18 protein-coding genes and 3 tRNA genes are annotated in these 19,080 nt (G+C 65.6%); 14 read left to right on the top strand and 7 right to left on the bottom strand.

The annotated features are described in order from the left end of the window. The first annotated feature begins 14 nt into the window (after positions 1 to 14). The 3 genes from L880_RS0122420 (at position 15) to L880_RS0122430 (ending at position 312) form a co-directional block, all read left to right on the top strand. Positions 15 to 90 (top strand) — tRNA-Ala (locus tag L880_RS0122420). A gap of 21 nt (positions 91 to 111) precedes the next feature. Beyond that, positions 112 to 187, top strand: a tRNA-Glu gene (locus tag L880_RS0122425). 48 nt (positions 188 to 235) lie between these two features. Beyond that, a tRNA-Asp gene (locus L880_RS0122430) sits at positions 236 to 312 on the top strand. 174 nt (positions 313 to 486) lie between these two features. On the opposite strand, the gene L880_RS0122435 is transcribed toward L880_RS0122430, so the two are convergent. Continuing rightward, positions 487 to 1,245: a 3-hydroxyacyl-CoA dehydrogenase gene (locus L880_RS0122435; protein ID WP_019577645.1), complete on the bottom strand. Its 759-nt coding sequence runs from the start codon at positions 1,243 to 1,245 to the stop codon at positions 487 to 489. A gap of 167 nt (positions 1,246 to 1,412) precedes the next feature. Between L880_RS0122435 and L880_RS0122440 the strand changes: the two genes are divergently transcribed. Then, on the top strand, positions 1,413 to 2,384 hold the full coding sequence (locus L880_RS0122440) for a patatin-like phospholipase family protein (RefSeq protein ID WP_245615307.1): 972 nt from the start codon (positions 1,413 to 1,415) through the stop codon (positions 2,382 to 2,384). A 159-nt stretch (positions 2,385 to 2,543) separates the two neighbouring features. Here L880_RS0122440 and L880_RS0122445 read toward each other — a convergent pair whose 3' ends face one another. Continuing rightward, a complete protein-coding gene (locus L880_RS0122445; protein ID WP_027477583.1) occupies positions 2,544 to 3,098 on the bottom strand; it encodes a phasin family protein in 555 nt (184 codons plus the stop codon). 179 nt (positions 3,099 to 3,277) lie between these two features. On the opposite strand from L880_RS0122445, the gene L880_RS0122450 reads away from it, so the two are divergent. From L880_RS0122450 to L880_RS0122475, 6 genes are all read left to right on the top strand, one after another. Then, positions 3,278 to 4,207 (top strand): histone deacetylase family protein, encoded by a 930-nt coding sequence (locus L880_RS0122450; protein ID WP_027477584.1) that lies wholly within the window; start codon positions 3,278 to 3,280, stop codon positions 4,205 to 4,207. Further along, positions 4,204 to 4,665 (top strand): acyl-CoA thioesterase, encoded by a 462-nt coding sequence (locus L880_RS0122455; protein WP_027477585.1) that lies wholly within the window; start codon positions 4,204 to 4,206, stop codon positions 4,663 to 4,665. Before L880_RS0122450 ends, L880_RS0122455 begins: the two co-directional genes overlap by 4 nt. Positions 4,666 to 4,881: 216 nt before the next feature. Next, positions 4,882 to 6,051: a nicotinate phosphoribosyltransferase gene (gene pncB, locus L880_RS0122460; protein WP_027477586.1), complete on the top strand. Its 1,170-nt coding sequence runs from the start codon at positions 4,882 to 4,884 to the stop codon at positions 6,049 to 6,051. Positions 6,052 to 6,144: 93 nt separating this feature from the next. Continuing rightward, a complete protein-coding gene (locus L880_RS0122465; RefSeq protein ID WP_027477587.1) occupies positions 6,145 to 7,128 on the top strand; it encodes a 2-hydroxyacid dehydrogenase in 984 nt (327 codons plus the stop codon). Between the two features lie 19 nt (positions 7,129 to 7,147). Continuing rightward, the gene (locus L880_RS0122470) at positions 7,148 to 8,530 is read left to right on the top strand and encodes a DNA recombination protein RmuC (RefSeq protein ID WP_027477588.1); all 1,383 of its coding nucleotides are present in this window, start codon (positions 7,148 to 7,150) and stop codon (positions 8,528 to 8,530) included. Next, entirely contained in the window at positions 8,527 to 9,690 is a 1,164-nt protein-coding gene (locus L880_RS0122475) for an MFS transporter (RefSeq protein WP_027477589.1), read from the top strand. The genes L880_RS0122470 and L880_RS0122475 overlap by 4 nt, the downstream gene beginning before the upstream one ends. A gap of 53 nt (positions 9,691 to 9,743) precedes the next feature. On the opposite strand, the gene L880_RS0122480 is transcribed toward L880_RS0122475, so the two are convergent. Next, the gene (locus L880_RS0122480) at positions 9,744 to 10,607 is read right to left on the bottom strand and encodes an LOG family protein (RefSeq protein WP_019577654.1); all 864 of its coding nucleotides are present in this window, start codon (positions 10,605 to 10,607) and stop codon (positions 9,744 to 9,746) included. 97 nt (positions 10,608 to 10,704) lie between these two features. Here L880_RS0122480 and L880_RS0122485 point away from each other — a divergent pair, with 97 nt between their 5' ends. After that, entirely contained in the window at positions 10,705 to 11,958 is a 1,254-nt protein-coding gene (locus L880_RS0122485) for an MFS transporter (protein WP_157443661.1), read from the top strand. Positions 11,959 to 12,002: 44 nt separating this feature from the next. Next, the gene (locus L880_RS0122490) at positions 12,003 to 12,953 is read left to right on the top strand and encodes a M14 family metallopeptidase (protein WP_027477591.1); all 951 of its coding nucleotides are present in this window, start codon (positions 12,003 to 12,005) and stop codon (positions 12,951 to 12,953) included. Between the two features lie 27 nt (positions 12,954 to 12,980). On the opposite strand, the gene L880_RS0122495 is transcribed toward L880_RS0122490, so the two are convergent. The 4 genes from L880_RS0122495 to L880_RS0122510 form a co-directional block, all read right to left on the bottom strand. After that, on the bottom strand, positions 12,981 to 14,627 hold the full coding sequence (locus tag L880_RS0122495) for a methyl-accepting chemotaxis protein (protein ID WP_027477592.1): 1,647 nt from the start codon (positions 14,625 to 14,627) through the stop codon (positions 12,981 to 12,983). 153 nt (positions 14,628 to 14,780) lie between these two features. Further along, complete coding sequence (locus L880_RS0122500) at positions 14,781 to 16,091, bottom strand: TRAP transporter large permease (protein WP_027477593.1); 1,311 nt, start codon at positions 16,089 to 16,091, stop codon at positions 14,781 to 14,783. Between the two features lie 29 nt (positions 16,092 to 16,120). Then, complete coding sequence (locus L880_RS0122505) at positions 16,121 to 16,654, bottom strand: TRAP transporter small permease (RefSeq protein ID WP_027477594.1); 534 nt, start codon at positions 16,652 to 16,654, stop codon at positions 16,121 to 16,123. After that, the gene (locus L880_RS0122510; RefSeq protein ID WP_027477595.1) at positions 16,654 to 17,646 is read right to left on the bottom strand and encodes a TRAP transporter substrate-binding protein; all 993 of its coding nucleotides are present in this window, start codon (positions 17,644 to 17,646) and stop codon (positions 16,654 to 16,656) included. Before L880_RS0122510 ends, L880_RS0122505 begins: the two co-directional genes overlap by 1 nt. A 147-nt stretch (positions 17,647 to 17,793) precedes the next feature. Between L880_RS0122510 and L880_RS0122515 the strand changes: the two genes are divergently transcribed. Next, positions 17,794 to 18,342: a winged helix DNA-binding protein gene (locus L880_RS0122515; protein WP_019577661.1), complete on the top strand. Its 549-nt coding sequence runs from the start codon at positions 17,794 to 17,796 to the stop codon at positions 18,340 to 18,342. Beyond that, entirely contained in the window at positions 18,339 to 19,079 is a 741-nt protein-coding gene (locus tag L880_RS0122520) for an aspartate/glutamate racemase family protein (protein WP_027477596.1), read from the top strand. The genes L880_RS0122515 and L880_RS0122520 overlap by 4 nt, the downstream gene beginning before the upstream one ends. Position 19,080: the final 1 nt, after the last annotated feature.

A 19,080-nucleotide genomic window follows, 5' to 3' on the forward strand; every position in this document is an offset into this window, starting at 1 on the left:
AAAGCCAGAAAATTGGGGGTATAGCTCAGCTGGGAGAGCGCTTGCATGGCATGCAAGAGGTCATCGGTTCGATCCCGTTTACCTCCACCAATTTCGGTTAGTCCAAGGTTTGACCCTATCGTCTAGAGGCCTAGGACATCACCCTTTCACGGTGAGTACCGGGGTTCGAATCCCCGTAGGGTCGCCAAGTTTGCAGTACTTGGCTCTGTCAACAGAGCGCAAAAGCTGTCTGCCAGGAGTGGTAGTTCAGTTGGTTAGAATACCGGCCTGTCACGCCGGGGGTCGCGGGTTCGAGTCCCGTCCACTCCGCCAAACCTGAAAAGGGTCACAGAGAACTCTGTGACCCTTTTTTTATTTCCGAACGCCCACTCACGCTGGGGTTCTCATTCCCGGACACGCTGGCGTAAGAGACGTGGCCGGCGGCAGCGCTCACTCAGCCTTGATCTGCCAGGTCCGGTGGCTTGCGCACCGGACTCGGCAGATAACTCAGCGCGGTGCCAGACGAATCGCGCCATCGAGGCGAATCACTTCGCCGTTGAGCATGTCGTTTTCAATGATGTGCTGGGCCAGACGGGCGTAATCGTTGGGCGTGCCCAGGCGAGACGGGAAGGGCACGCTGGCGGCCAGCGCGTCTTGCACTTCTTGCGGCATGCCGAACAGCATCGGGGTGCCGAAAATGCCGGGGGCAATGGTCATGTTGCGGATGCCGTTGCGCGCCAGATCGCGGGCGATCGGCAGGGTCATGCCCACCACGCCGCCCTTGGAGGCGCTGTAGGCCGCTTGGCCGATCTGACCGTCGTAGGCCGCAACCGAGGCGGTCGAGATCAGCACACCGCGCTCGCCAGTGGCTTCGGGTTCGTTCTTGCACATGGCGTCGGCCGCCAGGCGAATCATGTTGAAGGTGCCCACCAGGTTGACCATGATGGTTTTGCTGTAGACGGCCAGGGCGTGCGGGCCGTTTTTGCCAACCGTTTTTTCAGCCGGGGCGATGCCCGCGCAGTTCACCAAGCCCACCAGTTTGCCCAGGGAGGTGGCCTTGGCCACCACGGCCTGGCCGTCGGCTTCCTGGCTGACGTCGCATTTGACAAAGGCGCCACCGATTTCGCGCGCCACCGCCTCGCCCTTGTCGGCTTGCATGTCGGCAATGACCACCGTGGCGCCGTTGGCCGCCAGCATGCGTGCCGTGCCTTCGCCCAAACCCGAGGCGCCGCCCGTGACGATGAAAACCCGATCCTTGATTTGCATGTTGTCTCCTTGAGAGGGATGTGATGAGTGACGTTTACGTAAACGTCAATTATGGCATTGCCAATCATGAGGGCAACATCTTGGCGGCACAATGCCGGACTTGCCCTGATGACGCCAGCCGAGCGCCTGACAGGGCCGGCTTGCATTTGTTCGTATTGAATCCTTCCATGAAATCTGTCTTGAATGCCCCGCTGCGGGCAGAACCTGCCCGTGCTCGCTCCTGGGTGCTTGGCCTGTGCGCAGCGCTCTTGCTGGCGGCCTGTTCGACAGCGCCCGAAGTCAAACCCGGCGCCACGCGCAATGACACCACCGCTGTTCCGGTTCCTCCTGCTGTGCCAGAGCCTCCACCGCGTCCCCCCTTGAAGGTGGGTCTGGCCTTGGGCGGCGGTGCAGCCCGCGGATTTGCCCACATCGGGGTGATCCAGGTGCTGGAGGAGGCGGGCATCAAGCCCGATCTGGTGGTGGGTACGTCGGCAGGCAGCGTGGTGGCGGCGCTCTATGCCAGTGGCAAGACCGGCCCTCAGATGCAGCAGGTGGCCGAGACCATGGAGGAGGCGGCCATCACCGACTGGACGCTGCCCTTGTTCAGCCGAGGCATGCTCAAGGGCGAAGCCCTCGCACGGTATGTGAACAATCTGCTCGGCAACCGCCTGATCGAGGACATGAAGTTGCCCCTGGGTGTGGTGGCGACCGATCTGCAGACCGGCCAGGGCGTGTTGTTCCGGCGTGGCAACACCGGCACGGCGGTGCGGGCATCGAGTGCCGTTCCCTCGGTCTTCCAGCCGGTGAGCATCGGTGGCCATGATTATGTGGATGGCGGTCTGGTCTCGCCGGTGCCGGTGCGCTTTGCGCGCCAGATGGGGGCGACCTACGTGGTCGCGGTGGATATTTCCAGCCCGCCGGAGGGCAATCAGCCCAATGATTCGCTGCAGATCCTGCTGCAAACCTTTGCCATCATGTCCAAGAGCATCAACAACTGGGAGCTCAAAGAGGCGGACCTGGTGGTGCGGCCCGCATTGCCGGGTGTGAAAAGTGCCGATTTCGGGGCGCGTCGCCGTTCCATCGAAGCCGGACGCCTGGCCATGCAACAAGCCCTGCCAGGCCTGAAAGCTGCATTGGCGCTGGCGCGCCAGCCCTGAATGTCACCGTTGAACTGCGCCGGGCATAAAAAAAGCCCAGTCGGTGACTGGGCTTTGAAGGGATCCCTGAGCCAGAGGCATCGAAGAGATCCGAGGAGACAACTGAGAAAACAGGCTCCAGATTCGATGGGTCCGCTGGCCAAGGCCAGCGGTGGGCCATTAACGCTTCTTGGCAGCGGTGGTGCCGGTCTTGGCGGCGTTCACGGCGGTGGCAGCCACGGCGTTGAAGTTGGCTTCGGCCACGTCGGAAGCTTGCTTGACAGCCTTTTGCACCGATTCGAAAGCGTTGTTGGCGGCAGCCACAGCGCTCTTGATCACGGCCACGGCGGTTTCAGAGCCAGCGGGGGCGTTCTTGGCGGCGTTGTCGACCAGGCCCACGAAGGACTTCTGCACTTCAGTGGTCTTGGATTCGACAGCCTTGCCGAATTCAGCGCCGGTGCCCGAAGCGATGTCGTACAGGTGACGGCTGTAAGCAGCGGTCTTTTCAGCCAGGGGCTGGAACAGGCTGGCTTGCAGAGCCAGCAGCTCTTGGGCGTCCTTGACGTTCAGCACGGCTTGGGTGTGGCTGGCGGCTTCTTGCAGAGCGGCGCGCGAAGCGGTCACGTTCAGTTCGACCAGCTTTTCGATGCCTTCGAAAGCCTTGGTGGTCAGGCCGAACAGGGTTTCGACGTTGGCCTTGTGAGCAGCCAGGATTTGTTCAGTGGTCAGAGACATAGGGACTCCTATTAAAAAAGTGAATTGGAATTTCCTCTGCCCTGAACCGACTTGGTCATGTTGCAGTGCAGCATGGGTTGAAGTATGCGGGTGTCATTTCGCCTTGGCAAGTGTTTTTTGCTGCGTTGCAACAATTTAGATCTCATTTTCTAATTACTGACATCGGACACGATCGTTTCATGCAAGCCTTCTACGCGGATCACTTTGTCCTGCCCCTGCCTGAGGGGCACCGTTTCCCGATGCAGAAATACCGCCTGCTCAGGGACCGCCTGGTGGCGGAGCTGCCCGATGTGGTGCTGTGCGAGGCACCTCGGGCGACCGATGGCGAACTGGCCTTGGCCCACGACCCGGCCTATGTCGAGGCCGTGCAGACGGGCAGGCTCTCGCCAGCCGCCCAGCGAGAAATCGGTTTTCCCTGGAGCGAGGCCATGGCCGAGCGCTCTCGTCGCTCGGTGGGGGCCACGGTGGCGGCCAGCCGCCTGGCCTTTTCAGAGGGCATCGCAGCCAATCTCGCGGGCGGCACACACCATGCCGGGGTGGCGCAGGGCGGTGGCTTTTGTGTCTTCAACGACCTGGCCGTGGCTGCCCGTCTGATGCAGGCGGAATGGTTTCGGCGCACCCGGCGAGCGCTGCAGGTGTTGGTGATCGACCTCGATGTGCACCAGGGCAATGGCACGGCGGCCATCTTTCGCGACGACCCCACGGTCTTCACCTTGTCACTGCACGGCGAAAAGAACTTTCCTTTCCGCAAGGTGCCCGGCGATCTGGACGTGGACCTGCCGGATGGCTGCACCGACGACGCTTACCTGCAAGCGCTGGAGCTCGCCTTGCAGGAAGTGGAACACCGCTTTGATCCGGGTTTTGTGCTGTACCTGGCCGGTGCCGACCCGCACGAGGGCGATCGCCTGGGCCGCCTCAAACTGAGCCATGACGGTCTGGAAGCCCGTGACCGTCGGGTGTTCAACTGGGCTTTCGAGCGAGGCCTGCCCCTGGCCTTTGCCATGGGCGGCGGCTATGGCCACGATCTGCAGACCACGGTGCAGGCCCAGTTCAACACCTACCGTGTGGCTGCGCATTTTCATGCGCGCTGGCAAAATCGCCGTCGATGAACACTGCCGCCACCCCCAGCGCAGCGGCTCGGCCCAGCCCCGAGCCCCGCAGCGCCTACGCCGCCTTCCGCACCATCACCACCCGCTGGATGGACAACGACGTCTACGGCCACGTCAACAACGTCGTCTACTACAGCTGGTTCGACACCGCCGTCAACGCCTACCTGATCGAGCAGGGCGTGCTCGACATCCATGCCGGCAGCACCATCGGACTGGTGATCGAGACCCAGTGCAATTACTTTGCCCCCCTGGCCTTCCCGCAGAACATCGAGGCCGGCATCCGTGTGGCCCGCCTGGGTGGTTCCAGCGTGCGCTATGAGGTGGGCCTGTTTGCCGAGGGCGAAGACCTGTGCGCTGCCAAGGGGCATTTCGTGCACGTCTATGTGGATCGGGAGACCCGCCGTCCCGTGCCCGTGCCCGAGTCCTTGCGAACCGTTCTGAGCGGTCTGCAGCGTTGAGGGGCCGGGGCCGTGCCGCAGGCGTTCGCAGCCCGGCAAGGCCGCCTTTGCCCATCGCGCAGGCCCGCTCGGCGCAGGCCTGTCTGCAGGTGCCACAATGAGGGTTGGCAAGGGCCTTGAGCTCCTCACGACAACAGAGACTGATTCCCCGCCGTGCACCATGGCCCCCGGCCTGATGCACCTCGAACCGCAGCGGCAGGCCAGCCGCGACACACCATGATCATCACCAGCCTTCTCGACACCGACCTGTACAAGTTCACCATGATGCAGGTGGTGCTGCACCAGTTTCCCGGGGCGCAGGTCGAGTACCGGTTCAAGTGCCGCAATCCGGGCGTCAACCTGGCCCGCTATGCCAACGAGATCCGCGACGAGATCCGCTCGCTGTGCAGCCTGCAGTTCCAGGACGCCGAGCTGGCTTATTTGCGCTCGATGCGTTTCATCAAGAGCGACTTTGTCGATTTTCTGGGGCTGTTCCGGCTCAACGAGAAGTACATCACCATCACGCCGCTGCCCAGCGACGAGATCGACATCACCATCCGCGGGCCCTGGCTGCACACCATCCTGTTCGAGATCCCGGTGCTGGCCATTGTCAACGAGGTGTACTTCCGCAACACCCAGCCCGTGCCCGACTTCCCGGAAGGCCGGCGTCGGCTCGATGTGAAGATCGCCCAGCTCCAGGGCGAAGGCCTGTCCAACCTCAAGATCGCCGACTACGGCACCCGGCGCCGCTTTTCGCGGGCCTGGCATGAAGAGGTGCTGCGCGTGCTCAACAGCCGCCTGGGCCACCAGTTTGCCGGTACCAGCAATGTGCTGGCCGCCATGCGACTGGGCATCACGCCGCTGGGCACCATGGCCCACGAATACCTGCAGGCCTGCCAGGCCCTGGGGCCGCGCCTGCGCGACAGCCAGGTGTTCGGCTTCGAGTCCTGGGCCAAGGAGTACCGTGGCGACCTGGGCATTGCGCTCAGCGATGTCTATGGCATCAATGCCTTCCTGCGCGACTTCGACATGTATTTCTGCAAGCTGTTCGACGGCGCGCGTCACGACAGCGGAGACCCCTTTGCCTGGGGTGAACGCCTGATCGAGCACTACCGCAACAACCGCGTCGACCCCTGCACCAAGACCCTGATCTTCAGCGACGGCCTGACCATCCCGCGCACCATCGAGCTGTACCAGCAGTTCCGCGGTCGCTGTCTGCTGGCCTTCGGCATTGGCACCAACCTGACCAACGACCTGGGCTGCGAGCCCCTGCAGATCGTCATCAAGATGACCCGCTGCAACGGCCAGCCGGTGGCCAAGCTGTCCGACAGCCCCAACAAGAACATGTGCGATGACGAGAAATACCTGGCCTACCTGCGCCAGGTGTTCGAGATCGCGCCTCCCTGAATCCAGCCGTTCTCGGGGTGCTGACCGGGCCTGATGCCGGGCCAGCACCGTTTTTTGCCCAACCGCCTGTCCGTCGTCAGCAAGCCCATCGCCATGTCCAAACCCAAGATTCTTGTGGCCCGCGCCATCTTCCCCGAAACCCTGGAGCGTCTCAGCGCGCACTTCGAGGTCGAGGCCAACCAGGCCGACACGCTGTTCACCCCCGATGAACTCAAGGCCCGCCTGGCCGACAAGCAAGGCGTGTTCACCACCGGCAGCGAGCGCATCGATGCGGCCCTGCTGGCCGCCTGCCCGGCCCTCAAGATCTGCGCCAACATGGCCGTGGGCTTCAACAACTTCGATGTCGAGGCCATGACCGCCCGTGGCGTGCTGGGCACCAACGCCCCCGATGTGTTGACCGAGACCACGGCGGATTTCGGCTTTGCCCTGCTCATGGCCACCGCCCGCCGCGTGAGCGAAAGCGAGCACTATCTGCGCCGCGGCGAGTGGACCCGCTGGAGCTACGACATGTTTGCCGGCACCGAGGTGCATGGCAGCACCCTCGGCATCATCGGCATGGGCCGCATCGGCCAGGGCATCGCCCGCCGGGGCGCCTTCGGCTTTGGCATGGACGTGATCTACCACAACCGTTCGCGCCTGTCGCCCGAGCTTGAAGCCGATTGCAAGGCCCGCTACGTGGGCAAAGAGGAACTGCTGCGCAGCGCCGACCATGTGGTGCTGGTGGTGCCCTACAGCGCCGCCTCGCACCACACCATCGGCGCGCCTGAACTGGGCTTGATGAAGCCCACGGCCACGCTGATCAACATCGCACGTGGCGGCATCGTCGACGACGCCGCGCTGGCCGTGGCCTTGCGCGAGCGCCGCATCGCCGCCGCCGGCCTTGACGTGTTCGAGGGCGAGCCCAAGGTGCACCCCGATCTGCTCACCGTGCCCAACGTGGTGCTCACGCCGCACATCGCCAGCGCCACCCTCAAGACCCGGCTGGCCATGGCCAACCTGGCGGCCGACAACCTGATCGGCTACCTGGTGCATGGCAAGCCCCTGACCCCGCTGAACCCGGCCGTGCTGGCCGCTTGAGCAGAGAGCGAGCGACGACTTGGACCTGTGGATCTTCGGGGGGCTGTATGGCCTGTTGCTGGCCCTGCTGCTGACGCTGCTGGTGGTGGTGCTGCGCCGCCCGGCCGCCTCGTCCGAGGCCGTGCTGGCGGCCATCAGCAGCAGCGCCGAGCGCACTGAGCGCGAGCTGCGGCGTGAGCTGGCCGACAGCGCCCGCGGCACCCGCCAGGAGCTGAGCCAGTCGCTGGCCACCTTCCAGCAGACCCTGCTGCGCCAGGGCGCCGAGGCCACCCGCAGCCAGAACGCCCAGCTCGATGCCTTTGCGCAGCAACTCACCCTGCTGCAGAAATTGCTCACCGACACCCTGGCCCAGCAGGTGCAGGGCCTGAGCGAGTCCAATGCCCGCCGCCTGGGCGAGCTGCGGGCCACCCTGGAGGCCGCGCTGGCCCAGCTGCAGCAGAGCAATGCCGCCAAACTCGACGAGATGCGGCAGACCGTCGACGAAAAACTGCAAAGCACCCTCGAAACCCGCCTGGGCCAGAGCTTCAAGCAGGTGGCCGACCGCCTCGATCAGGTGCACAAGGGCTTGGGCGAGATGCACACCCTGGCCCAAGGCGTGGGCGATCTCAAACACCTGCTCACCAACGTCAAGACCCGGGGCATGTTCGGTGAGGCGCAGCTGGCCGCCCTGCTGGAGCAGGTGCTGGCCCCCGACCAGTACGCCGAGCAGGTGGTGACCCGTCCAGGCAGCCGCAACCCGGTCGACTTTGCCATCCGCCTGCCCGGTCGGGCCGAGGACGGGGCGCCGCTGTGGCTGCCGATCGACGCCAAGTTCCCCAACGAGGATTACGAGCGCCTGCTCGACGCCCAGCAGCGCGCCGATGCGCCCGCGGCCGAGCTGGCCGCCCGTGCCCTGGAGCTGCGCATCCGCACCGAGGCGCGCTCGATTGCCGAGAAGTACATCGAGCCGCCGCACACCACCGACTTCGCCATCCTGTTCCTCCCCTCCGAAGGCCTGTATGCCGAGGTGTTGCGCCGCCCCGGCCTGATCGAGGTGCTGCAGCGTGAGCACCGCATCACCCTGGCCGGCCCGACCACGCTGATGGCCATGCTCAACTCATTGCAGATGGGGTTTCGCACGCTGGCACTCGAAAAGCGCTCCAGCGAGGTCTGGCAGGTGCTGGGGGCTGTCAAGACCGAATTCAACAAATTCGGCGAGGTGCTCAGCAAGGTCAAGGAGCAGACTCAGACTGTGCTCAACACCCTGGACCGGGCCCAGACCCGTAGCAACGTCATGAACCGGGCCCTCAAGAAGGTCGAGGCCTTGCCCGAGCCCGAGGCCGCGCGTTGGCTGCCTGAGCTGACCCAGTCCGAGGCGCTGCAGGCGCCAGAGGCCCCGGATGCGGGGGGAGCCCCGTCTTGAAGCGGCGTCTCAATCAGGAGCTGGCCCGGCTCATCACCGCCCAGGTCTGCATCCATGCCGCCATGGCCGGCATGCGCATGGCCACGCCTTTGCTGGCTTTGCAGCAGGGCTACAGCGCGGCCTCGGTCGGGGTGCTGCTCGCCTTGTTTGCCCTGACCCAGGTGTTTCTGGCCCTGCCCGCAGGCCGCTTTGCCGACCGCCATGGCCTGCACCGTCCCCTGGCCCTGTGCGTGGGCGTGTCGTTTGCGGGCTCGGCCGTGGCCGTGGCCTGGCCGCATTTCGCCTCGCTGTGTCTGGCCGCCTTGTGCACGGGTGGCGCGGCGGGGGCCGCCGTCATTGCCTTGCAGCGCCATGTGGGGCGTCTGGCCGAGGGCCCGACCGAGCTCAAGAAGGTCTTCAGCTGGCTGTCACTGGGGCCGGCCGTGTCCAACTTCGTCGGGCCCTTCTTTGCCGGCCTGATGATCGACCACTTCGGCTTTCGTGCCGCTTTCGGCCTCATGGCCTTTCTGCCGCTGATGTCCTGGTGGTGGTCGCGCTCGGTGCGGGCCCTGCCTGCGGTCGAACAGGTGCCCGAGCACCGGCGCCGGCCGGCCTGGGCGCTGCTGCGCGAGGTGGGCTTCAGGCGCTTGCTGTTGATCAACTGGTGCCTGTCCTCCTGCTGGGACGTGCACACCTTCGTGGTGCCCTTGCTCGGCCACGAACGCGGGCTCAGCGCCTCGGTGATCGGCACCATCCTGGGCGCGTTTGCCGTGTCGGCCTCGGGTGTGCGGATGTTGCTGCCCCTGTTTGCCGAGCGGGTGCACGAATGGGCTGTGATCATGGCGGCCATGCTGACCACCGCCCTGCTGTTCGGCGTCTACCCCTTGCTGCAAGGGCCCTGGGCCATGGGCCTGTGCTCGGTGCTGGCAGGCTTTGCGCTGGGTTCGGTGCAGCCCATGATCATGAGCACCCTGCACCAGATCACGCCGCACGACCGGCACGGCGAGGCCCTGGGCCTGCGCCTCATGACCATCAATGCCTCCAGCGTGCTGATGCCCATGCTGTTCGGCTCGGCCGGTGCGCTGGTCGGTGTGGGCTCGGTGTTCTGGGCCTCAGGCCTGCTGGTCGGCGCGGGCTCCAAGCTGGCCTGGGGCATGCGAGGCCAGGACCCACAGGCTTGATGGCCCCAGCGCTGCAAGGGGCTGGCCGCGTGCCCTGACCCCTTGCCAGTAGCTCAGAGCCCGTAGAAGGCCTGGATCTGCTGCCAGGCCTGCAGCGGCTCGTCGGCGAAGTGGAACAAGGCCAGGTCTTCCTCCGAGATGGTGCCTTCCTCGACCATCACGTCAAAGTTGATCAGGCGCTTCCAGTAGTCTGTGCCGAACAGCACGATGGGCACCGGCTTGGCCTTGCGTGTCTGCACCAGGGTCAGCACCTCGAACAGCTCGTCCAGTGTGCCGAAGCCGCCAGGGAAGGCCACCAGGGCCTTGGCGCGCATCATGAAATGCATCTTGCGCAGCGCGAAGTAGTGGAACTTGAAGCACAGGCTGGGCGAGATGTAGGGGTTGCCTTTTTGCTCGTGGGGCAGGGCGATGTTCAGCCCCACGTTCAGGGCACCCATGTCGTGCGCACCACGGTTGGCGGCTTCCATGATGCCGGGGCCGCCGCCGGTGCAGATGTAGAGCCGGTCTTCCTTGGGGCGCTTGTCGCTCTCCGCGGCCACCAGGCGGGCGAACTGGCGGGCCAGGTCGTAGTAGCGCGCGTTGCGCACCGCCTGCACGGCGCGGGCGATGGCCCGCGGCTCGCCAGCGGCCTGGGCCTTGTCGAGCGCGGCCTGGGCCTCGTCGGGCGCCAGGTAGCGGGCGCTGCCGAACACCACCACCGTGTTGTTGATGCCCTGGGCCGCATGGGCCAGATCAGGCTTGAGCATCTCCAGCTGGAAGCGGATGCCGCGCGTTTCGCGGCGCAGCAGGAACTCCGGGTCTGCGAAGGCCAGACGGTAGGCGTCTTCGTCGAGCGAATAGCCGTTGTTGGCGTGGTTTTGCAGTTCGGCCCAGGCATCAGCCAGGCGACGGTCATTGAGTTGGGTATTGGCTTCCATGGAGATTCATTGTGCCGCTGCTTTATGCGTTTTATGTGCTGTGCACAACGGTTTTTGCGTAGCCGCCACAGGGGGAATGGCTGCTATGCTGCCACCCATGACAAATGCGGCTGCAGGGGCCGGCGCTGCAGGCGCGCCCCGTTTTTCCGAGCTGTTGCAACAGCGCGCCTTCATCCGGTTCTGGTTCACGCGGCTCAGTGCCACCACGGGCAATCAGATGCTCATGGTGGCCGTGGGTTGGCAGATGTACGAGCTGACCGGCCAGGCCTGGGACCTGGGCCTGGTGGGTCTGTACCAGTTTCTCCCCGCACTCCTGTTGACCCTGGTGGCCGGCCATGTGGCCGACCGCGTGCACCGGGCCCGCATCGTGGCCGCCTGCGTGCTGGCCCAGGGCCTGGTCGCTGCGGTGCTGGTGGTGGCCACGCTGGGCGGCTGGGTCAGCCGCGACTGGCTGCTGTGGCTGTCGGTGGTGCTGGGCACGGCGCGCGCCTTCCAGATGCCGGCCCAGCAGGCCCTCACCCCCGTGCTGGTGCCGCCCGCCATGCTGCCGCGGGCCATGGCCTTCTCGTCGGCCGGTATGCAGGCCGCCATCATTGGCGGCCCGGCGCTGGGCGGGGTGATCTTTGTGGCCGGCGCCACCGCGGTGTACCTGTGCTGTGCGGCCCTTTTTGCGCTGGGCATCGTGCAGATCCTGCGCGTGCACTATGAACACGATCCACCGCCGCAAGAGCCGGTGTCGCTGGGCACGCTGATGGCCGGGGTGCGATTCATCTGGGAGCGCAAGGTGGTGCTGGGGGCGGTGTCGCTCGACCTGTTTGCGGTCTTGCTGGGTGGTGCCGTGGCCTTGTTGCCGATCTATGCCAAAGACGTGCTGCATGTCGGCCCCTGGGGCCTGGGCCTGTTGCGTGCGGCGCCCGCAGCCGGTGCCTTGCTGATGTCGGTGCTGCTCACGCGCTGGCCCATGGACCGCCATGTGGGGCGCAAGCTGCTGCTGGCTGTGGCCGTGTTTGGCCTGGCCACGCTGGTGTTCGGTGTGTCCACCAGCCTGTGGCTGTCGCTGGCGGCACTGGCCGTCTCGGGTGCTGCCGACATGGTCAGCGTGGTGGTGCGCCAGACCCTGGTGCAACTCGAAACCCCGGACGCCATGCGCGGCCGCGTGAGCGCGGTCAACTCGGTGTTCATCGGGGCCAGCAATCAGCTGGGTGAGTTCGAATCGGGGGCCACGGCCGCCTTGCTGGGCCCGGTGGGCTCGGTGGTCTTGGGCGGGGTGGGCACCGTGCTGGTGGCCGCCTTGTGGTTCAAGGGCTTTCCGCAACTGGCGCAGCGCGACCACATGCAGGCGCGTCGCTGAGGTCCAGGCAGAAGCGTTTTCTCCGTCAACAGGGGTTTTTCAAGATGAGCGATTCCAAGCAGGCCGCAGGGCCGGTGTTCGAGGTGCTGCCGCGCGATCTCAGCGCCTACCGGCAAGGCAATGTGGGCATCGACTACGTGCACCGCTTCGAGTCGGGCCAGCCCGGCCCGCATGTGCTGATCAACGCCCTGACCCACGGCAACGAGCTGTGTGGCATGGTGGCCGCTACCCATTTGCTGGACAGCGGTGTGCGCCCCCTGCGGGGCACGCTGACCGTGTCGTTTGCCAACGTGGCCGCCTATGAGAGCTTCGACATCGAGCGTCCGTTCGAGAGCCGCCAACTGGTGCACAACCTCAACCGTGTCTGGTCGGCCGCCGAGCTCGAGGGCAGCGAAGACAGCCCCGAGCTGCGCCGCGCCCGCGAACTGCGGCCGGTGGTGGCCGCGGCCGATCACATTCTGGACATCCACTCCACCAGCCAGGACGTGCAACCCTTCTGGGTCTACCCCGCCTATGCGCGCAATGCCGAGGTGGCCTTGGCCGTGGGCCTGCCGCCGGTGCACATGGTGATGCCCAGCGGCCTGGGCTCGGGCACCCCGCTGATCCAGCACGGGCGCCATGGCGAGGCCGACAGCGATGCCGGCGCCGCCTTGGTGGTGGAGTGCGGCCAACACTTTCTGCAATCGGCTGCCGACACCGCCACCGCAGCGGCCCTGGGCTTTCTGGCCCACTTCGGCCTGATCGAGGCGGCCAGCGCTCCCGCCCAGCGACCCCAGCCCCGGCGCTACGAGTTGCTGCAGACCTGCCTGGTGCAGACCTCCGATTTCGCCTTCACCCGGCCCCTGATCGGTTTTGAAAGCTTTGCCGAGGGCGAGCTGATCGCCCGCGATGGCCCGCACGAGATCCGGGCCGTGTGCGACGACTGCACGGTGATGATGCCCACCCGCGCCCCGGTGGTGGGGCGCGAAGCGGTGTACCTGACCCGCCCCCTTTGAGCGCCGCGGAGTGCCTTTGAGGGGGCTTCAGCGGCCCGTCTGCAGGGTGAACTGAGCCATTGAGCCACTCAGGCGGGTGGCCTGCTCGGTCAGGCTCTGGGCGGCGGCGGCGCCTTGTTCGACCAGGGCCGCATTCTGCTGGGTCATCTGATCGAGCTCGCCGATGGCGGAACTCACCCGCTGCAGTTCCTGCGTCTGCTCGGCGGTGGCGGCGCTGATCTCGGCCATCAGGGTGCTGACTTGCTGCACGCTGCCCACCAGCTCGCTCATGGTGCTGCCCGCGGTGCCGACCAGGGCGGTGCCGTCGCGCACCTTCTCGACGCTGGCGCCGATCAGGTTCTTGATTTCGTGGGCGGCGGTCGCGCTGCGCTGGGCGAGACTGCGCACCTCACCGGCCACCACGGCGAAGCCGCGGCCTTGTTCGCCGGCACGTGCCGCTTCAACGGCCGCGTTCAAGGCCAGGATGTTGGTCTGGAAGGCAATGCCGTCGATCAGGCCCACGATCTCACCAATCTTCTGGCTGCGCGTCTGGATTTCGTTCATGGTGTCCACCACCTGCTGCACCACGGCACCCCCACGCCCGGCCACTTCGGTGGCGGCGCGCACCAGGGCCGTGGCCTGGTGGGTGTTGTCGGCATGGGTGCCCACCATGTGGCTGAGCTGGTCCATGCTGGCGGCCGTCTCTTGCAGCCGGCTGGCCGTGTGCTCGGTGCGCTGGCTCAGGTCCTGGTTGCCCAGGGCCACTTCGGCGCTGGCTGTGTGGATGGCCTCGCCCGCATCGCGCACCTCCACCACCACCTGGTTGAGGGCGCCCACCATCTGGTTCAGGGCCTGCAGCAGGCTGCCGATCTCGTCCTGGCGCTGGTGGTCCATGCGCACCGTCAGGTCGCCTGCAGCCACGCGGGCTGCGGCGCGCGAGGCCTCGGCCAGTGGCTGCACGATGGAGCGGCGCAGCAGCCAGGCACAGGCCGCTGCCAGCAGCAGCACGGCGGTGACGGCGATGGCACTGATCCACTGGGCGCGCTGGGCGTTGCCGATCATGCTGTCGGCATCGGCGCGGGCACTGGCTTCCGACAGGCCGAGCAGGGTGTCCAGGCTGGCCAGGTAGCTCTTCAGTGCTGCGGCGTGGTCACTGATCTCCTTCTGGCTGATCACCTTGGACTCCAGCGCGTTCTGCACCAGTTGCTGGCGCAGCTGCACATAGGCGGTCCGCTGCTTCAGGGCGTTGTCGACGGCCTGCTGGGTGGCGCTGTCGGCGCTGCCCGCCTGCTGCTGGATCGATTGGACCAGCGCGTCGTCGCGCTGAGCCTCGCCGCGCATCTCATTGGCCACCGGAAACACATCGTTCGAACCCGTGGCCCGCAGAGCCAGTTCACCGAGCTTGATCGACTGGGTTTTCCAGTCGCGCACGGCGCGCTCCAGGGGCCAGCGCTGTTGCGCCAAGCGCTGGGCCTGGGCGGTGGTGGCCTCGCCGGTCAACCAGGTGGTGGCGCCCAGCAAGGCCACGGCCAGGCCCAGCAGGCCAAAGCTCAGGCCCAGCTTCTGGCCGATGCTGAAGCCATGCCGTGTTGGGGTGGGGGGCTGACCCGCGGGCCCCTGGCTGCGGCTCAGTGGGCTCGGGCTGGGCTTGGGGCTCAGACTGGGGCTGGTGGGCGAGGCGATGAGTTGGGTCATGCGAAGTCGGGAAGTTGGAATCAACGGAAAAGAATCTGCCAGAACCATGCCAGGGCCATGACAGCCTCGGCGCGGTGTGGGCCTCAAAGCAAACAGCCCCAGGCCGCCTGGGTGGCGACGCGGGGCTGCTGACCAGGCCCGGGGGCGGCGGGCCTACTTCTCTTTGCCCATCACGAGGTCGGGCAGGATGGTGACGATGTCGGGGAACACCGTGATCAACACGATGCACACCACCAGGCAGGCAAAGAACGGGATCGCGGCCTTGGCGATCACGTTGCTGTCCTTGCCCGTCATGTTCTGCAGCACGAACAGGTTGAAGCCCACCGGCGGCGTGACCTCGGCGATCTCGACCAGCAGCACGATGAAGATGCCGAACCAGACCAGATCGAAGCCGGCCTTCTGGATCATGGGCAGCACCACCGCGCTGGTGAGCACGATCATGCTGATGCCGTCCAGGGCCGTGCCCAACACCAGGTACACCACCACCAGCACGCTGATCAGCGCAAAAGGCGACAGGTGCATCGACTCGACCCACTCGGCCAGTTCACGCGGGATGCCGGTGAAGGCCATGGTCTTGGTCAGAAAGGCGGCGCCGGCCAGGATGAACATGATCATGCAGCTGGTGCGCGTGGTGCCCATCAGCCCTTCCTTGAAGTTCTGCCAGGTCAGCGAGCGGCTCCACAGGGCCAGGCCGAGCGAACCCACCACGCCATAGGCGGCACATTCGGTGGCAGTGGCATAGCCGGCAATCAGCACCCAGCAGATGAACACGATCAGGGCCGCGCAAGGGATCAGGTTGCCCGACTGGCGCAGCTTCTGCATGAAGCTGCTGGGCGGGTCGGCGGCAGGCACCTTGTCGGGGTGACGCAGGCTCCACCAGCCGATGTAGCCCGAGAACAGGCCCATCAGCAGAAAGCCCGGCAGAAAGCCCGCCAGGAAGATGCGGATGATCGAGGCATCGGCCGCCACCGCATACACCACCATGGTGATCGAGGGCGGGATCAGAATGCCCAGCGTGCCGGCGGTGGCCAGCGAGCCCAGGGCCAGCTTCTCGTCGTAGCCGCGCTTCATGAGTTCGGGCAGGGCCACTTTCGAGATCGTGGCGCAGGTGGCGGCCGACGAGCCCGACACCGAGCCGAAGATGCCGCACCCCAGGATGGTGGTGTGCATCAGGCGGCCGGGCACGCGGTTGAGCCAGGGGCGCAGGCCCTCGAACATCTCTTCGCTGAGCTTGGTCCGGAACAGGATCTCACCCATCCAGATGAACAGGGGTAGGGCGGCCAGCTCCCAGCTGGCGTTGCTCTCCCAGAAGGCCGAGAACAGGTTCTTGCCCGGCGCCGTGCTGGTGAAGAAGGCCTGACCGACCCAGCCGCAGATGGCCAGCGTCATGGCGATCCAGACGCCGCCCGAGAGCAGCACCATCATGAGCAGCAGCAAGATGCCACCCACCATCAATATATCCATGTTGTACTTTCTTGTTGGAGGGGAGGGGGTCAGACTTCGGACGAGAAATCGCCACGCGCATGGCGCTCTTCGACCTCGCGCACAAAGGTGGGCACGCCGCCGCGCAGCACGATCACCAGTTCGTCCACCACAGCCACCAGCAACAGCACCGAGCCGATGGCAAAGCTCATCTGCGGGATCCACATCGGAATGGGCAGCAGGCCCTGGGCGATGTCGTTGAACTCCCAGCTCTCGTAGGTGAACTGGCAGGCCGACCAGGCCAAGTAGGCCGTGGCCACCGAGCCGATCACCAGCGAGAGGATCTCCAGCATGCGGCGCTGGCGGCTGGGCACTTTCTCCAGCAGCAGCGTCACACGCACAAAGTCACCATGCTTGAAGGCATGGGGCATCGCAAAGAAGGCCGCAGCGGCGCAGAACCAGGCCACCACGTCGTTCATGGCGCCGGTGCGCACGCCGAATTCACGCAGCACGCTCTGCGCGATCATCAGCACGCAGATCAGCGCGATGAACGCGGCGCCCAGGGCGCCGGAGGCAATGTAGAGGCGATCGAGAAGGCGTCGCATCACTTCTTGGCCGCAGGAGCGGACTTGCGGTAGGCGGCAATGATGGCTTCACCGTCCGGGCCAGCCTTCTTGATCCAGTCGCTCAGCATGATGTCACCCACCTGCTTCAGGTCGGCGGTCAGCTTGGCCGGCGGGGGCATGATCTTCATGCCTTTCTCGGCCAGGGCCTTTTTGTACCAGTCGTTCTTTTCCTGGCTCAGGGCCCAGCCACGGGTTTCGGCTTCGGCAGCGGCCTTGGTGACGGCGGCCTGGGTGGCCGGGTCCAGCGCATCGAAGGACTTCTTGTTGACGATGATCGCGTCCTTGGGCAGCCAGGCCTGGGTGTCGTACCAGTACTTCAGGCTTTCGTAGGTCTTGGAGTCGTAGCCCGTGGAGCCCGAGCTCATGTAGCTTTCGATCACGCCGGTGGCCAGGGCCTGCGACAGCTCGGCGGCCTGGATGGTCACGGGCTGGGCGCCGATCAGCTCAGCCACCTTGGCCGTGGCCGGGCTGTAGGCACGCCACTTGATGCCGCGCAGATCGGCCACCGAAGCGATTTCCTTCTTGGTGTAGATGCCTTGTGGGGGCCATGGCACGGTGTAGAGCAGCTTCATGCCCTGGGCATTGAGCAGCTTCTCCAGAACAGGCTTTTGCGCGTCATACAGGCGCTTGGAATCGGCGTACGACGAGGCCAGGAAGGGCACGCCGTCGGTGCCGTAGATGGGGTTTTCGTTCTCGAAGTTGGCCAGCAGGATCTCGCCGATCTGGGCCTGGCCGCCTTGCACGGCGCGCTTGATTTCGTTGGCCTTGAACAGCGAGGCATTCGCGTGCACGGTGAGCTTGAGCTTGCCGCCGGTGGCCTTGTCCACGTCCTGTGCGAAGTGGCTCAGGTTTTCGACGTGGAAGTTGTTGGCGGGGTAGGCCGTGGGCAGGTCCCACTTGGTCTGCGCCATGGTGGCGCCAGACGCCAGCACCAAACTGAGAGCCGTGAAAGAGAAATAGCGACGCTTCATGTGTGCTCCGGAAAAAAGTTTGACGTGAATGTAATCGGCCGGCAGGTCGCCTTCATGGGGGTTATTACTTAACGTCAATAAAACGTTGGTAAATTGTCATTGTGCTGCCTACAATCTGAGCATGCAACATCAATGCCAGCTGGGAGGATGACCATGACAGCCAAGCCCACCGCACCCCCCACGGGCGCCACCGAGCGCGCCCTCATTGTGTCCTCTGCGCACCTGGTTTCAGAACAGAGCGCCGAGATGAGCGAATTCGAATTCGGGCTGGTGGTGGCCGGCAATGCGTTCCACCGCTGGATCGTGCACTGCATGAGCGCAGCCGGCCTGCAGGACCTGACGCCGCTCGATGTCTTGGTGTTACACCACGTTACTCATCGGGCCCGCAACAAGCGCCTGGCCGACATCTGTTTCATCATGAATGTCGAAGACACCCACCTCATCAATTACTCGCTCAAGAAGCTGCAGAACCTGGGTGTGGTGATGGCCAGCAAGAACGGCAAGGAAGTGACTTATGCCTGCACCGAGGAGGGGCTGGCCCGGGTGGCCCGCTACCGCGAGATCCGCGAGTCGTGCCTGATTGGTGCCTTGCAGGCCGACGATGCACTGAATCGGGACATCGGCGACCTGGCCCGGCTGCTGCGCGTGCTGTCGGGCATGTATGACCAGGCGGCCCGGGCGGCGGCCTCGCTATGAACCCCATGGCAGCCCAGCGGCGACTTGGCCTGATCCTGCTGGACACGCGCTTCCCGCGCCTGCCGGGCGATCTGGGGCGGCCCGACAGCTACCCCTGGCCGGTGATCACCCAGGTGGTGCCAGGTGCCGTGCCGGCCCAGGTCGTGTGCTCGGCGCAGGCCCTGCAGGCCAGCGGGCTGGCCGACCGTTTTGTGGCTGCAGCGCGCAGCCTGGTGGCCGAAGGCGCCGATGCCATCACCACCAGTTGCGGCTTTCTGGTGCTGCTGCAGGCGCAGCTTCAGGCCTCGGTTCCCGTGCCGGTGCTGAGCTCCAGCCTGCTGGCCCTGCCGGCGCTGTTGCGCCGTCAGCCCCGTGTGGGCGTGCTGACCATCCGGGCCGATCGCCTGGGGCCCGAGCACCTGCTGGCGGCCGGCGTGCCCGAACCCCGCCTGCGCGATGTGTTGCTGCAGGATCTGCCTGAGGACGGGCATTTTGTGACCTCGATCCTGGGCAATGGTGTGGCGCTCGACGAAGCCCGTGCCCGCCTCGAAGTGGTGCAGGCCGCCCAGGCGCTGCAGGCCCGCGCCCCCGATCTGCGCCAGGTGGTGCTTGAATGCACCAACCTGCCCCCCTATGCCCAGGCCGTGGCCGATGCCACGGGCTGGCAATTGAGCACCTTGCTGCAATCCCGCCGCCTGCTGGGCGAACGGGCGCTGGCGCAAGCCCCCTTCATCAACCCCTTTGAAGCCGACTTCTGAC

Origin of the sequence: Curvibacter gracilis ATCC BAA-807 (genome assembly GCF_000518645.1) — a bacterium.
Taxonomy (GTDB): domain Bacteria; phylum Pseudomonadota; class Gammaproteobacteria; order Burkholderiales; family Burkholderiaceae_C; genus Curvibacter; species Curvibacter gracilis.

What these genes read in the sequence shown, in the direction of transcription:
- pncB (WP_027477586.1), top strand. Translation starts at nt 4,882, where the DNA reads ATGATCATCACCAGCCTTCTCGACACCGACCTGTACAAGTTCACCATG.
- L880_RS0122450 (WP_027477584.1), top strand. Translation starts at nt 3,278, where the DNA reads ATGCAAGCCTTCTACGCGGATCACTTTGTCCTGCCCCTGCCTGAGGGG.
- L880_RS0122490 (WP_027477591.1), top strand. Translation starts at nt 12,003, where the DNA reads ATGAGCGATTCCAAGCAGGCCGCAGGGCCGGTGTTCGAGGTGCTGCCG.
- L880_RS0122520 (WP_027477596.1), top strand. Translation starts at nt 18,339, where the DNA reads ATGAACCCCATGGCAGCCCAGCGGCGACTTGGCCTGATCCTGCTGGAC.
- L880_RS0122500 (WP_027477593.1), bottom strand. Translation starts at nt 16,091, where the DNA reads ATGGATATATTGATGGTGGGTGGCATCTTGCTGCTGCTCATGATGGTG.
- L880_RS0122495 (WP_027477592.1), bottom strand. Translation starts at nt 14,627, where the DNA reads ATGACCCAACTCATCGCCTCGCCCACCAGCCCCAGTCTGAGCCCCAAG.
- L880_RS0122510 (WP_027477595.1), bottom strand. Translation starts at nt 17,646, where the DNA reads ATGAAGCGTCGCTATTTCTCTTTCACGGCTCTCAGTTTGGTGCTGGCG.
- L880_RS0122435 (WP_019577645.1), bottom strand. Translation starts at nt 1,245, where the DNA reads ATGCAAATCAAGGATCGGGTTTTCATCGTCACGGGCGGCGCCTCGGGT.
- L880_RS0122505 (WP_027477594.1), bottom strand. Translation starts at nt 16,654, where the DNA reads ATGCGACGCCTTCTCGATCGCCTCTACATTGCCTCCGGCGCCCTGGGC.
- L880_RS0122440 (WP_245615307.1), top strand. Translation starts at nt 1,413, where the DNA reads ATGAAATCTGTCTTGAATGCCCCGCTGCGGGCAGAACCTGCCCGTGCT.
- L880_RS0122455 (WP_027477585.1), top strand. Translation starts at nt 4,204, where the DNA reads ATGAACACTGCCGCCACCCCCAGCGCAGCGGCTCGGCCCAGCCCCGAG.
- L880_RS0122480 (WP_019577654.1), bottom strand. Translation starts at nt 10,607, where the DNA reads ATGGAAGCCAATACCCAACTCAATGACCGTCGCCTGGCTGATGCCTGG.
- L880_RS0122465 (WP_027477587.1), top strand. Translation starts at nt 6,145, where the DNA reads ATGTCCAAACCCAAGATTCTTGTGGCCCGCGCCATCTTCCCCGAAACC.
- L880_RS0122445 (WP_027477583.1), bottom strand. Translation starts at nt 3,098, where the DNA reads ATGTCTCTGACCACTGAACAAATCCTGGCTGCTCACAAGGCCAACGTC.
- L880_RS0122485 (WP_157443661.1), top strand. Translation starts at nt 10,705, where the DNA reads ATGACAAATGCGGCTGCAGGGGCCGGCGCTGCAGGCGCGCCCCGTTTT.
- L880_RS0122515 (WP_019577661.1), top strand. Translation starts at nt 17,794, where the DNA reads ATGACCATGACAGCCAAGCCCACCGCACCCCCCACGGGCGCCACCGAG.